At 39.1% G+C, this 14,142-nt stretch carries 14 protein-coding genes; 4 read left to right on the forward strand and 10 right to left on the reverse strand.

Annotation, left to right across the window (positions count from 1 at the left end):
• The first annotated feature begins 213 nt into the window (after nucleotides 1-213).
• The 4 genes from HHO41_RS11660 to HHO41_RS11675 all read left to right on the forward strand — a co-directional run bounded on the left by HHO41_RS11660 (nucleotide 214) and on the right by HHO41_RS11675 (nucleotide 3,351).
• The gene (locus HHO41_RS11660) at nucleotides 214-1,113 is read left to right on the forward strand and encodes an HD-GYP domain-containing protein (RefSeq protein WP_169098741.1); all 900 of its coding nucleotides are present in this window, start codon (nucleotides 214-216) and stop codon (nucleotides 1,111-1,113) included.
• Between the two features lie 17 nt (nucleotides 1,114-1,130).
• Nucleotides 1,131-1,418 (forward strand): hypothetical protein, encoded by a 288-nt coding sequence (locus tag HHO41_RS11665; RefSeq protein ID WP_169098743.1) that lies wholly within the window; start codon nucleotides 1,131-1,133, stop codon nucleotides 1,416-1,418.
• 165 nt (nucleotides 1,419-1,583) lie between these two features.
• Nucleotides 1,584-2,522, forward strand: a complete 939-nt coding sequence (locus HHO41_RS11670; RefSeq protein ID WP_169098745.1) for an oxidoreductase — start codon at nucleotides 1,584-1,586, stop codon at nucleotides 2,520-2,522.
• A complete protein-coding gene (locus tag HHO41_RS11675) occupies nucleotides 2,506-3,351 on the forward strand; it encodes a hypothetical protein (RefSeq protein ID WP_169098747.1) in 846 nt (281 codons plus the stop codon). Before HHO41_RS11670 ends, HHO41_RS11675 begins: the two co-directional genes overlap by 17 nt.
• Nucleotides 3,352-3,437: 86 nt before the next feature.
• Here HHO41_RS11675 and HHO41_RS11680 read toward each other — a convergent pair whose 3' ends face one another.
• From HHO41_RS11680 to HHO41_RS11725, 10 genes are all read right to left on the reverse strand, one after another.
• Nucleotides 3,438-3,980: a competence protein ComK gene (locus HHO41_RS11680; protein ID WP_169098749.1), complete on the reverse strand. Its 543-nt coding sequence runs from the start codon at nucleotides 3,978-3,980 to the stop codon at nucleotides 3,438-3,440.
• A gap of 602 nt (nucleotides 3,981-4,582) precedes the next feature.
• Complete coding sequence (locus HHO41_RS11685; protein WP_169098751.1) at nucleotides 4,583-4,849, reverse strand: hypothetical protein; 267 nt, start codon at nucleotides 4,847-4,849, stop codon at nucleotides 4,583-4,585.
• Between the two features lie 97 nt (nucleotides 4,850-4,946).
• Nucleotides 4,947-6,140 carry an acyl-CoA dehydrogenase family protein gene (locus tag HHO41_RS11690; RefSeq protein ID WP_248278437.1) on the reverse strand — a complete coding sequence of 398 codons (1,194 nt, stop codon included), beginning with the start codon at nucleotides 6,138-6,140 and terminating at the stop codon, nucleotides 4,947-4,949.
• A gap of 79 nt (nucleotides 6,141-6,219) precedes the next feature.
• A complete protein-coding gene (locus HHO41_RS11695; RefSeq protein ID WP_169098755.1) occupies nucleotides 6,220-7,467 on the reverse strand; it encodes an acyl-CoA dehydrogenase family protein in 1,248 nt (415 codons plus the stop codon).
• Between the two features lie 65 nt (nucleotides 7,468-7,532).
• Entirely contained in the window at nucleotides 7,533-8,927 is a 1,395-nt protein-coding gene (locus tag HHO41_RS11700; RefSeq protein ID WP_169098757.1) for an LLM class flavin-dependent oxidoreductase, read from the reverse strand.
• 23 nt (nucleotides 8,928-8,950) lie between these two features.
• Entirely contained in the window at nucleotides 8,951-10,030 is a 1,080-nt protein-coding gene (gene sfnG / locus HHO41_RS11705; RefSeq protein WP_169098759.1) for a dimethylsulfone monooxygenase SfnG, read from the reverse strand.
• Nucleotides 10,031-10,217: 187 nt separating this feature from the next.
• Nucleotides 10,218-11,399 (reverse strand): acyl-CoA dehydrogenase family protein, encoded by a 1,182-nt coding sequence (locus tag HHO41_RS11710; protein ID WP_169098761.1) that lies wholly within the window; start codon nucleotides 11,397-11,399, stop codon nucleotides 10,218-10,220.
• Nucleotides 11,400-11,413: 14 nt separating this feature from the next.
• Nucleotides 11,414-12,811: an APC family permease gene (locus HHO41_RS11715; protein ID WP_169098763.1), complete on the reverse strand. Its 1,398-nt coding sequence runs from the start codon at nucleotides 12,809-12,811 to the stop codon at nucleotides 11,414-11,416.
• Between the two features lie 347 nt (nucleotides 12,812-13,158).
• Nucleotides 13,159-13,488 (reverse strand): hypothetical protein, encoded by a 330-nt coding sequence (locus HHO41_RS11720; protein WP_169098765.1) that lies wholly within the window; start codon nucleotides 13,486-13,488, stop codon nucleotides 13,159-13,161.
• A gap of 143 nt (nucleotides 13,489-13,631) precedes the next feature.
• On the reverse strand, nucleotides 13,632-14,087 hold the full coding sequence (locus HHO41_RS11725) for a DUF2651 family protein (protein ID WP_169098767.1): 456 nt from the start codon (nucleotides 14,085-14,087) through the stop codon (nucleotides 13,632-13,634).
• Nucleotides 14,088-14,142: the final 55 nt, after the last annotated feature.

The following is a 14,142-nucleotide window of genomic DNA, read 5'->3' on the forward strand; positions in this document are numbered from 1 at the left end:
AATTAATTTGAAAATGTCGAATTTTAGGTATTTACGCGAAGTCCATTTAGATATATTGTTTAGTAAGATGGAAATTCGAGTGATATTACTCACTTCGTTTCGCAACCCGTAAATATGAGCAATAGATTATATGAATCAGACTAAATTCATTACGGCATAAATAGTATAATTTTACTCCATTCGGAAAAAACTGTTTTTATTTTAGGAGGAAATATGAACATACTAAAAAAAGATGCGATGAAAAAAGTCTACTTAAAAAATATGGAGCTTTCCTTGTTAGCCTCCGGAGATGGGACAGAGGTTATTCATCATAAATTATATAAAGGTGCGTATTGGTCAATCGTACCCGCTGCTGGATGGAGCGCTTTGGAGCATTTTACGATTTTATCTGGTACGTTAATCTATCAAACTCCAGCAAAAGAGCTTGCCCTTCATGTTGGTGACTCCGTCAATGTTTGCCCCGTTAAGGAAACCATGTTTTTCACGGCAAAAACCGATGTAGAATTCATTTATGTTACCTCCCAACCCATTTTCCAGGGGTATTGTAGCTCGTTACAGGAATTAATGGATTTAGCCATTATGGTTGAACAAAAGGATGGTTATACAGCCGATCATTGTGAACGTATTAAAGAATTATCCATGAAAATTGGGACAAAAATGGGGCTTTCGCCGGATGAATTATTTATCTTAAATCTAGCTGCGTTCCTCCACGATATTGGAAAGGTTAAAGTACCCGATCATATCTTAAATAAACCAGGTAAACTGACCGACGAAGAATATGAAACAATGAAAAAGCATACAACCTGGGGAAGAGAGACACTGGAAAACACAAATTTTGTCGATTTAATCAAAGCAGGTGAAATTGTCGAGCAACACCACGAGAGATATGATGGCAGAGGCTACCCGAAGCAACTAAACCGGGATGAGATCATGATTCAAGCAGCTATCATTACCGTAGTTGATGCATTTGATGCAATGACAACAGATCGTGTATATCGCAAAGGTTTGTCAATTGATACTGCCCTGGAAGAATTAGAACGTCATAAAGGGACGATGTTTCATCCAGACGTTGTCGATACGTTCTTTTCAATAATAGATGACATAGAACAATAGTTTAGGAGGTGACTTTTATGAAAAAAATATTACTTATAGCTGTGCTTGCACTTAGTTTGTTACCAGTGTTTTCAACGGGAGCAGAAGCGAGTTATCTCCATTCTGGAGATCAAAAAATCTCTATTAACACTGGACTAAACCTATCGCTACCATTAAATACTGGTGCATTAACATTTCAACTTCAGGAAGGTTTACATTGTCTTGTAACCAACACCACAGGGGTAGAAATCGATCACTCCTATATTTGGGTAGAATTAGATGGAGAAAATGTATTAGGTATTGATCCTCCACACGGTTTATATTAATCGAATAAAGTGCAGAGTGCTAAAGTACTCTGTGCTTTTTTGTTGTCTGGTTTCATGTTATGGATTCAGGTGCCCGTTGCCTCGCCTACACTTTCATTTAATTAAGCTGGAATGTCTGCTATGCTTGATAGAGTATAAATAAGAAAATCAAAGGGAGTCCTTCCTGTGAAAAAAATTCTAATTAGTATAGCAGTTGTGATGCTAGTCGGAATCATGGTAGCAACGATCTTTTACCAAAATAACACACAAATCTCGAAACCGGAGTCTGAAAAAATCGAAGAACAAATAGCGAAGGAATCTAAAAATCCTAAACCCGAGAAACTGACTCCCATTCTTGTTCGCGATAACATTGGCTATACATTGCAAAACGAGAAATTGCAAATCACTTATAATAACGGTGAAACATGGAAAACTGTTCCGGTCCAAAAAGAATCGTTATTTTCAGGTGAATATACCGGTAACAAGGAAGAATTAATTCAAAATAGTTTCATCCTCACAGAAAAGCGTGCCCTATTTTTCTTTGCTGAAAAAGTGTCTGAATTTGACTATAAGTTGCAATTTGTCACTTCACTTGATCAAGGAAAAACTTGGCAGCAATCTACTATTATTGAAAAATATCCTGCGATTCGTTATCGAAAAGTAGAATTTCTTAACGAAAGCTTTGGCTATGTAATTGTCTCTGGAGATAGATCGATGTCATCGGAATGGTCGTCCATTTTCATTACAAGTGACGGAGGCTTAACGTGGATGGAAAAAAACCGTCCAGATACAACCAGATTAGTTGCAAGTGGTGGGTTTATTGATGAGAGAATTGGCTTCCTTTCCTTCGGGATATTAAATCCTGAAGCGCCGGACGTCTATTATACCCAAGATGGCGGTGGCAGCTGGAATCACGCCGAAATAGCCATTCCGACTCAGTACGAAAAAATTTTCGTTATAGCAGAAGTACCCTTTAAAGAGGACGATCATCTAGCAATGTTTTTAAATCAAGGACCGAATGGTGATTACCTAGGTGGACTGATTAAAGGAAAGTTTATCTCATTGGACAATGGCCAAACCTGGACATTTGAAAGTGAGGTGACGCCAGATGACAAAGAAAATTAGTGGCTGGTTATGTTTCATCATTGCGCTTGGCTTTTTCTGTCTGCAAATGGGGTATCTCCTACTGCATGTTAAATACCAAATAGAATATGTAGATAACCGTCTATTTTACGGAATTAACATCCTGATTGTAATATTTTTAGCTTTATCATTATTCTTGCTCCTAACCATAAAGAAAAATGGGAAGCGGTTTGGAGCAGCCTTTGCCATTCTATTTATTACATTGAATCTTGTTTTACTTTTTATTTATGATGGGAAAATAAAGAATGTAATAGATATCTCACCAGATTTCAAGCATGTTTTTTCGCTAAAAATAGAGCGAAGCACTGGGAAATCTGTGTATTATCGGACTTATTATGGGGTGTTTGGGCGTGCTAAAGCAACCCTTCCATTTGAAACAACATATTCTCATAAAGTTCTTTGGCTTACCAATGATACTGCCGCATTTACATACAAAGCCAAGGATCAAACCATTCATCAATATATTGGAACATTTGGTGACCGTGGTGGTGGCAATTCCTACTACAATGTAGGACCACAGCTTCAAGGGACATGGGCCGGAAAGAATGTTAGGATTGATTGTCTACCAGGTGGCCTCACCATTACTCAAAATGGTAAAAGTCAAGCCTATGAATGGAAAAATATTGTTCAGTTCGGCACATTGGCAGTGGTTTTATTAGAAAACAATCAAGCAAAGTGGACGATTGCCTTAGCTGAAAACTTCAAGGTGAACACAGCCGCCATAACTCCGCAAACAGGAGATATCATTTTATATAAAGCAACAATGGATGATAACAAGCCGATTGTCCTCCACCCTCAAGCAGTGGAATAACGGAAATGGATCGAACCTAATGGGGGAAAAAATGAAATGAGGTAGCTTCGATTATCTATTATGATATCGGAGCTACCTTTACATTTTTATTCTTCTTTTTTTATATCATAAAAATTTTTCCCAGGGTCACGACAGATGATAAAACCTTGTGGTTGGTCGATTTCAAATTGATCCTGTAAATAGATTCGTTCCGTCACTATTTTTCTCAGTCTATTTGCTCTACCCCAACGACGGTCAAAATGAGTTTTACACATGTCTACAGTGACAATATGCCCGAAAGATAAAATGACATCTGTTTGATTTTCCCCAATTGGAATCGTATCGATGATGTGACGTTCTGCAAACCAAATCGGATTTCCATCTGGAGTATTGCATGGGAACCAACACATTTTCAATTGACTACTTATGATAATGGGACACATATGTACATTTCCCAGTACTACCTTCGAGCCATGGGATGCTCCTTTTAAATCTTTCGCAAAATAGAGCAAACTTTTTTGCACCAGCTCTGTCGGACTCAAATCAATCAAAATTGAGCGACCACAATGAATGACACACGAACAGCATTTCCCGTTTATAAATTTTGGGACTGCCACCAAGGTATTCGGATTAATCATGTAATTTGGCATAAATTTCATTCCTGACTTCACTCTCCTGTAATTTATTAACATTTCCATTTGAGTAAAATAGGAGTATACTGAAAAATGAGTTGGTATACTCCGACTCACCAACCCCTTTGCGTGTGTCTTCCCGGACGAGGCGCTAAGGGGTTATTTTCATAGCTTTACTTCGGCAGTTTTTGATACCTTTTTTCATTATAAAGTAACATTAATTTTTCTTAAATAGCTTTCCAACCCTACAACCGAGACTTCCTCAGAATCATTTCATAAAATCATCCAATTATATTGACTATGATGAACATTTTGATATAATAGTTGTTATTTTTAAAAAGTGAAATAATTCCACGAATTTTTCTGTATTTTTCTTCCTACTATTCAAATTTTTTGTTAATATTTCATGATATTTCCAATGTTTCAAACAATTATCATGAAAATTGAAAAAAGATTGACGATTTATATTTAATCGATAAAAAATTATCACAAATTATGGGGAATCATGAAAATAAAGCCATTTTTCCCACATTGTTCCCTAATCTTTCAAAAAGGGTATTAACCTTTTATTTTACCTAAAAAACACCCATCCATATGGCGGATGAGTGTTTATACAAATACTATGCAAGCTTCTTTTGCGCAATTCTTGCTTGGATATCAGATAGCTTCAATTCAAAATATACCTTGTAAACCTTCATGTCGCCAACCGTTTCAATAGAATGTGAGACATATTTGCCTTTATAGGTTTTACAATTTTCATCAAACAATATACATTCCTGACCTTTTTCGGCAGACTCTAGTAAGCTGAATATTAAATCGGTCCTTCGATAGGTCTTTTCACGCAGAACTTCTTTGGTTAGAGCATTACATATTTGCATTTTATACAATTAAAGCACCTCCCAAATCATTACACCTTAAGCATATATGATTTGGTAAACCTTTACACAAAAAGATTGTGAATATTTAAAGAACAACGCTCGGTAATTATTTTACTTCTTCCCACAGCTCTAACGGAAGACCAACAATTTGTCTTCCAATGATTTCCCGAGCGAGATTATTAGAAGGGGCCATTGGGATTCCTCCCCTGGCATCTCGATAAAGTCGTTCAAATACTCCATCAATATATCCATAACCACCGGCCACATCCATCGCAATTCGAGCAGCATAATCCGCTAACTCTGTTGCTTGAATTTTCAGTTCAGTCACCTCATTTGAAAGCTCTAGTAAGGACTGGTTTTTATCATTCAGTTCATCAAAATGGCGTGCCAAATCAATTTGCCATGCTCGAAGACCCGTGATTCTGCTCTTCAATTCAGCGAGCTTTTGGCGAATCACTTGATAATCCGCTAAGTTTCGGTTGAAATCTTTATGAACCGTTTTGGTTACATGGTCAAGCGCCGCATCCAACGCACCTTGTGCAACGCCAAGCCACACTGCGTTTAGCCCAAGTGCAACCCCTGTCCCATTCAAAATATCAATCGTTGAAGCATTTAACAAATCCTTTTGATTGACTCTAACATTTTCAAATTTAATTGGACCGCTATGATTGCCGCGAACTCCGAGTGCGTTCCAAGGTTTTGCCGTGATTCCCTCATCATGACCATCGACAATAAAAATACTGATTTCGCTTGGATCGCTACTACCTGCAGTACGTGTCTGGACAATATAAAAATCAGCCTGTCCCCCGCTTGTCGCAAAAGATTTCTCAGCATTGAGAATATAATCCTCGCCATCGCGCTCTGCCTGACTAAAGCTATACCAAACGTGACCCCCAGATGCTTTTTCACTAATGGCTAAAGTTCCAATTCTACCCTCACTGATTGGCTTCAACCAACGCTCTTTTTGAACCTCCGTCCCAAATAAGGCGATTGATTGTGTGGCTGCAGCATGCATCGCGTAAACAAGACCTGTTGAGGCATCCACTCGGCCCAATTCTTCTGCTGCAATCGACAGCCCTACATAGCCAAGATCCAGTCCGCCGTACTCCTTACCAAGAACGACCGAATTCCAGCCTTCTTTTGCAAGAGCAAGCAAATTTTCACGGGGAAATCTCCCCTCCTTATCGTTAATCTCCGCATTAGGCTTTACTACGGTTTCAACAATCGGACGAATTCGTTCTCGAATTTCTTCAATGTACGCTCTTGAATAGATATTTTTCTCAGTTACTGATTGACTCAATGTAAGTTCCTCCTCCATTTTTGAGGACAGTTCCCCTCGATTCCGTAGGAGAACTATCCTCTTTCTGCTTTCTAGTTTTCTAGAAATATACTTCCTCAAGTGGTAAACCTGTTCCATTCACGACTAAGTTACCAATCGTCCGAGCCTTATAGACGGTTGGATTGTGTGAGGCGATGGTACGAACATTGCGCCAGTGACGGTCAAGATTTGCGGAAGCTTTTGTTGCAGATGCACCACCCACTTCAAACAGTAGTGATGCTGCTCTTAATGCAAGCCCATCGATGACTACCTTTGCTTTTGCAGCTTGTAATGAGGCTTCATGACTTAGTTCGTAATCAATCACTCCATCAACAGCTGAATTTACGGCACGGTCTAAGCTTTCAGCAGCAGTTAATACAATCGATTCAGCTGCATACGCGATACTTGAAATTTCTCCGATTATTTGCTGTAGCTGCGGGTCCTCTGCGGGTGTTGGTCCTGCTGCAAAGGTAAACGAGCGTTTCCGGCTTTTAACAAGAGCGGCTGCATCTTTCTCAACATTACGAACGATTCCAGCAATAACTGCCTGCAGAATCAATTGGAAGAACGAATTAAACGGGGTCGGACCTTCTCCAAAGGAAAGAACCTCATTCTTGTTAACTAATACATGATTAAATTTCGTCGTACCGCTTCCAGTTAATTTTTGTCCAATTCCATCCCAATCATCCTCAAGTACAACACCATCACGGAGGGTTGGAATGATGACTGTGGCCAATTCACCCTCCGGAGTCGTTGCCAAAACGACCACCCAGTCGGAATAGAGTGTACCCGTGCTGAAATACTTCGTTCCATTTAATCGATAATTATCCCCATCAGGAGTTAACTTCGTTTCAAATACTAGTTTTCCGACGTTTTGGTTCGAGATTTCGGTGAAACCAAGCCCGATTATCGCCCCATCTGCTATTCTTTGAAGCCATAAGTTACGAACTTCATCATTTGGATTAATTAGAAAATCATTCACATAATTATAATGAGCGCGAAGAATATGAGCCACGTCAGGATCTACTTCAGCCAAGCGGATCACTACATATAATAAGTCACGAATGCTAGCACCGACACCACCCTTTTCAAATGGTAAGCGTATCGCACCAAGCCGTGATTGCCGGATTAAATCAATGGCATAAAACGGACGTTCGTTATTTCCTGCTTTGCGGCGTTTTTCGGCATCTCTGCCAATTTCACTTAATAGGGCTTCGAATTCCGGTGAATCAATCTGAACAGGGCCATTAAAGTTAAGCTTTTGGTCTTTTTGTAACTTTTCTAAATTTATTTGGATTTTTTTTGACATGTTACACCTCTTCCCAACTATTCGAATTTGATAAGTAGTATTTATGTTTAATAATTATTCGTTTCTTATTGATCATTTGCGGTAGTTGTTTTAATTTTTCGATATTGATGAGCGGTGTGGGATTCCGGTAGGCGAGCTTGCCCTTTTCCATTAAGCTTTTCACGGAGTGTCCCATCCTCATATTCAGTTTTTAATAATCCTCTTTGTTGCAGTTCAGGTACTACAAGTTCTATAAAGTCCTCAAAGGTTCCAGGTGTGATGGCATAGGCGAGGTTAAACCCGTCGATATCCGTATCAGCAATCCATTCTTCAAATGAGTCTGCGATTTGTTTAGGGGTTCCTACAAGGACCGGGCCCATCCCGCCGATACCTGCAAAGTTCGCCAATTCCTTTACAGTCCACTTTTTCTCAGTGCTTAAGGTAGTTAGCGACTCTAACAATGATTTAATCGCATTGGTCTCAATGTATTCGATTTCCTGATCTGGTTCGTATTGTGAAAAATCAACCCCCGACCAACCGCTCACTAACGACAATGCACCTTCATAGCTTATGTAACTAGCAAGCTCGTCATATTTTTCCCAAGCTTCTGCTTCAGTTTGGCCAACAATCGGTGTTACAAGCGTAAATACTTTGATGCTTTGTGGATTTCTTCCGTTCTCAGCCGTTTGCTTTCTTAGATCTACAACATAATTGGCGACTGCCTCTTTTGTCGGAGCAGAAACAAACGTGCATTCGGCGTGTTTTGCAGCGAAGCTTCTTCCTGTTGCAGACGCTCCAGCTTGATACAATACTGGTGTACGTTGTGGCGACGGCTCACAAAGATGAATTCCAGGTACGTCAAAATATTTACCACGATGATTTATTTCATGAACTTTTGTAGGATCGGTAAATACTTTTTTATCACGGTCTTTAACGACTGCCTCATCCTCCCAGCTTCCTTCCCACAGTTTATAGCAAACTTCTAAATATTCAGCAGCGATATTATAGCGTTCAGAATGTAGGAAGCGATCACCAATCTCAATGTTTTTCGTTCCACTTTCCAGATAAGAAGTAACAATATTCCAACCAACGCGGCCATTGGTTAGATGGTCTAGCGTCGACATCCTCCTTGCAAAGGTGTAGGGATGTTCAAATGTAGTCGATGCTGTGATACCAAATCCTAAATGTTTGGTGGCATTTGCCATTGCTGAAACAAGTAAAATCGGATCGTTGACCGGTACTTGCGTCGCCTCGCGAACCGTTACGGTTTTATCACCGCCATAAACGTCGTAAATCCCAATGACGTCGGCAATAAATAATCCGTCAAAACGCCCTTTTTCAAGTAACTTGGCAAGTTCAACCCAATAATCGATTGTGTTATAACGATGTGATTGATCCTTTGGATGCGTCCATAATCCTGGTGATTGATGAGCCACACAATTCATATCAAATGCGTTTAAATATATTCGGTCTTTTCTCAAAACCTATTCCTCCTAATCCGAGCTTACGCTTGCACGGAAGCTTGTAATTGCTCTTCTTTTTTGCGAACAAGTGGCAATACTTTCTCACCAAATGCCCGTAAATCTTCTTCATAGTGAAGGAACCCTGTTAAAACGATATCAATTCCAATTTTTTTCAATTCAATAATTCGGTCCGCAACCTGTTCAGCTGTTCCAATTAAACCTGTTTTGAAACCGTCGTTATATTGGACAAGGTCTTCGAATGTTGATTCTGACCACATCCCTTTTCCTTCTGGAGAAGATGCACCCGCAGCTTTAACGGAATCACGAAATCCTTCAACCGCTTCAGCATTTGCATTTTCGACTATATCTCGAAGCACCTGTTTTGCCTCTTCCTCAGTATCACGAACAATTACAAATCCATTTACACCAAATTTGATTGGACCTTTCCCATTCGCCTTTCTCAGTGCGCTGACTTCGTCAATTTGGGCTTTGAGCTGTTCCAGTGTACCTCCGTTGGCAAAATAAACATCTGATGCCCGACCAGCCATTTCCTTCGCTGCTTTCGAGTTTCCCCCTTGGAATATGAGTGGTTGTTTGATGGGTTTTGGTTTTAATGGCGTGTCATTTAATCGATAAAAATCCCCCCGATAATTTGCTGATTCCTTTGTCCACAATTCTCTAAGGACTTCAATAAATTCTTCGGAACGACGGTAGCGCTCATCATGATCTAACCATGGTTCTCCATAACTATTAAACTCACCTTTGAACCAACCACTTACAATATTAATAGCAGCGCGACCATTACTAATTTGATCAATGGTTGAAATGATTTTTGCCATAACCGCTGGATGCCAAAGCCCTGGAAGGACCGCAGTAATGATGTTTAATTTTTTAGTGTGTGATGCTAACGCAGATGCTAGCGCTGATGCCTCTAATTGATTTTCAGCACCATAGCTTGCTAAGAATCTTGTTTGAAGCAGAACATAATTAAATCCTACTTCCTCAGCGATTTGTGCATAGCGCTTGTTGTCCTCAAAAGTCCAACCTGTTTTTTGGGGAAGATTTGAAATCACCAGTCCCCCACTAACATTTGGTGCCCAATAAGCAAATTCTAATCCCATGTTAATTCCTCCTAAAAAAATTAATAAAAAAGAGGCTCATACTAGTCCTATCGTCGGACTAACATGAGCCTCTGGTTAACCAGTTGGCGATATTTTAAATAAATGGCAAATATTCCATGAACTTATCATAATTCTAATTATTCCTATGTGTCAAGTGTGATTTTATGCAATTTTCCTCAATTTGATATTATTCTCCACCCTCTTCGTAAAACTCCGAAGGTAACCCTACAAGATTTTTCCCTATGATATCCTTCGCTAAATTATTAGAAGGTGACAAAACAATGCCTGCTCTAGCGTCACGATAAAGTCGCTCAATTGGTCCCTTTTTATAACCATATCCGCCTGTAACATCCATCGCTATATTTGCGACTTTGTTGGCAGCTTCTGTGGCAAAAATTTTGAATTCCGTCGCCTCATACCAAAGTTCACCGAACGCTTTTCCTTCAGCTTCAAACTCATTAAACTTCTTTGCAAGAGCTGTTTGCCAAGGTTTTAAACTGCTAATTAATATTTTGGCATCTGTCAATTGCTGTCTAATGATTTGATAATCAGCTAAGCTTTTATTAAAATCACGATGAATTGTTTTCTTTACATGACCGATTGCTTTAGACAGTGTTTCTTCAGCAACACCTAAAAATGCTGAACCCATGCCTAGCAAATAGAGCGGATCGACGCCATTTAAAGCAATATCAACTGCTTTATTTTCTTCCCACAATAAATCCTGCCTTTTTACTTTTACACCTTCCAACTTTAATGGACCACTATGATTTCCATGAACACCCAAAGCATCCCATGTGCCAGCCGTAATTCCGGGTTGATTTCCATCAACGATAAAATAACTTAAATCAGTTGGTTTGACTGCACCTGGTGTTCTCGTTTGTAAAATATAAAACGCAGACTGGCCACCACTTGTAGTAAAGGATTTTTCTAAATCCAAAATGTAATTTTCCCCATCCCGTTTAGCTTCACTTAAACTAAACCACGTATGCCCTCCTGTGGCCTTTTCACTCATTGAATGCGTGCCAATAGCCCCTTTTCGGACAGGTGGTAACCAGCGTTGTTTTTGGTCTTCGTTACCGTAATACACAATTGTTTGGGCAGCACCGACATGCATGACATAGATTAACGCAGTAGACGGGCATCCTTTCGCAATTTCTTCCGTTGCGATGGCAAACGCTTCATAATCGAGACCGAGTCCTTGATACTTTTCTGGAATCAGGATACTGTTCCAGCCAGAAGCTGCTAGATGATTCAAGTTCTCTCGAGGAAAGGTTCCCTCCCGATCAATTATTTCAGCATTTGGGCGGATGACCTTATTAACGAGTGTTTGAATTTCTTCTCTAATCGTTTTTGTTTTTGTCTGAACCATGTTTTTTCTCCCTATTAATCTTTATTTACAGAGACATCAAAGACTCCGATATTAGTAGCTGTAACTGAATTTTTTTTCAATTTAAACCATGAAAAAGCGAAACTTGCGATGCACAACAGTAGAATCAACCACGGGAAATAGCTCACTGGTGCAGGTTGGCCCGGTTGAACCATAGCCCATAGTGGCACAAGGATACTGACTAAGCCCAAGATAGGAAATAGATATTTTTTATAAAACGGCCATTTTTCTTGTTTATAAAAGATAACAGCTAGATTTAATAAACTGTAAATGATCAACAATGGAATCGTGCCAATAGTCCCTAAATATCCAAAACCGACCACCCATCCCTTGCCTAGATAACCAAAGAGGATTGCAACAAGAAGTCCTGCTCCACTTAAAAAGGTAATAGAACCAATTGGTGTTCCCCATTTCGATACCTTGGCTAGTTTGCGATGGAACACGCCCTCCCGAGCAGAGTGAAATGGAATCCTCGAAAAACCGTTTAAGCAAGCAATCGTCATCCCGAAAATACTTGTAAAACCAGCAATCGTAGCGAGAACTGAGAAACTACCTAAATATGTATTTGCTAGGTCCATAAACGGGTTTGCACTTTTAAGCAAGTCTCCTGCTTGATTAGAAAACCCTTGAATAATGCTGTAATTGATAAAAATATAAAAGATTGACATGATAGCGATACTCACAAGTACGGCCCGTGCAGTATTCTTTTTAGGATTCTTCGTCTCTTCTGCCAACGCTACTGAATTTTCAAAACCTATGAACAAATACACAGCTAACGGGAAAGCTAGACTTAATCCAGAAATTCCGCCTTCAATCGAGGATGTGGCAAAAGGCTTTAAGGATAACGGTGCTGGTGGATACATTAAAACCAAAATTGAAACGACAATCAGAACCCCTACCTCAACGACCAAGGCCAAGGCGGCTATTTTTGTTGAACTATGAATCCCCAGAACAGTCAAACCCCAAATGAAGACTCCCAAAATAATGGTTGGAAATATCCAATGGACTTCCACTCCATACAATGCCAATGAATCTGCCGTCCAGCCGCCAAGCTCGATAAAGGCCGAACCCGCAAGAAAAATGGTTCCAACTAAAAAGATTAGCGATGCTGCCATACCAACCACATTCCCAAATGTCATACTAATATATTTGATTAGGGAACCACTGCTCGGATGTGTTTTTGAAAAATTAGTTATGCTTAAGCCCACCAAAATAATCGCAAATGTCGCGACCAACAGTGTGAGCGGTGACCCAACGCCAGAGGCTGCAAAAATTACCGGAAATCCATAATAAATACCTGCTGCGGGTGCCATTTGTGCTAACGATGAGCTGATGGCATCAATGAGCGTTAGCTTTTTTTTCGGGTTAAGCTGAATTTCGATATTTCCATTCATTCTGTTTCTCCTTTTATTAAAATTGAAAAAACCCTTTTTCTCCATACACGAATCATGCAGGAGATAAAGAGTCATCGGTTGACCGGTCGACATTCATATGCTTTTTCTTATCATTCGCTTGTAATAACTCTGAAAAAGTGATTACTTCTATTACAAAAAACATTTATTTAATCACACTCCTTCTTTTATAAAAATAAAAAGGCCCATATTAGTCCTTATGAGGTTGGACTAACATGAGCCTCTGGTTAACCAGTTGGCAATATTCAGAAAATAACGAAACCTTTCTTGTGTTTATCATAAAGCATATAAATCCTATGTGTCAAGTGTGTTTTGCTTTTTTTACTCGATCATTGTTTCTCCATTATTTTTTCACGAATACTTTCCAAATCCTCTAATGATAAGTCACCGAGCGATTTCTTAATTTCCTCTTCAATATGTATCCGATTGCTTTCTCGATATTGATCCCACCACGCTTGAAGCCCTTCCGTATTTTCCAATAAAGATTGAATATCGATTTCTTCAATATCATCATCAGACAAATACTTTAGCACCGAGCTTAGCATCCGAGACAAATTGGCGACTTCATCGTCATTACTGCCTAATTCTTTATTTTCAGGCAACAACTCTTCCATTTCTGGTTTAGCTGACTCATCATTTGCTGCAGACTTTCTTGGCATATACATCCTCCCAATCATTAACTAGAATCTTGTCCATTATCCTATTCGAATAGTATTTAGGATTATTTTGTTATTATTCATTAATTAATGACAGTCGATTTATATATGTTAACAAATTAAATGCCTTAACATTTAGATAATCTTTAATCAGTGCCTACTCTCTTTATAAAGTAAGTGATAACACTTATGATAAGCGAAAACCCACTATAGGCAAATGCAAATTCGAAATAGGTTGTACTAAACAGAATGAGAAAAAAGAGATTCACAACAACAAAAGTGAGCAACGGCATGAGGAACCATTTCTTCAACCTTATAGTTCCAAGAATTGAAACAACTGCAATAATGAGAGGATATTCAATTAGCTGCAAAAGGAAGTTTTCTCCATACATATGATAATATCCCCCTGAAAATAACACCGCGACAAACATTGCAACAATCATGAGAAGTGCAAACAAGAGAGAATCTTTAATCATTTTCACCTTAACGCACCCCTTACTTTTGTAATCCCCTTCATCTTTATTAAAGCACAATGGATCATGAACAACTAAAAAAACCATCAAAATCTGTAAATTTTGACAGCCTTTCTGATTAGTTAACATAATTTCCCCTTAAAGAATTTGTTTACAAGTTTAAGTTTTAATATTTTGTTAAGGG

It is taken from the genome of Bacillus sp. DNRA2 (assembly GCF_012843265.1).
GTDB lineage: Bacteria > Bacillota > Bacilli > Bacillales > Cytobacillaceae > Bacillus_BU.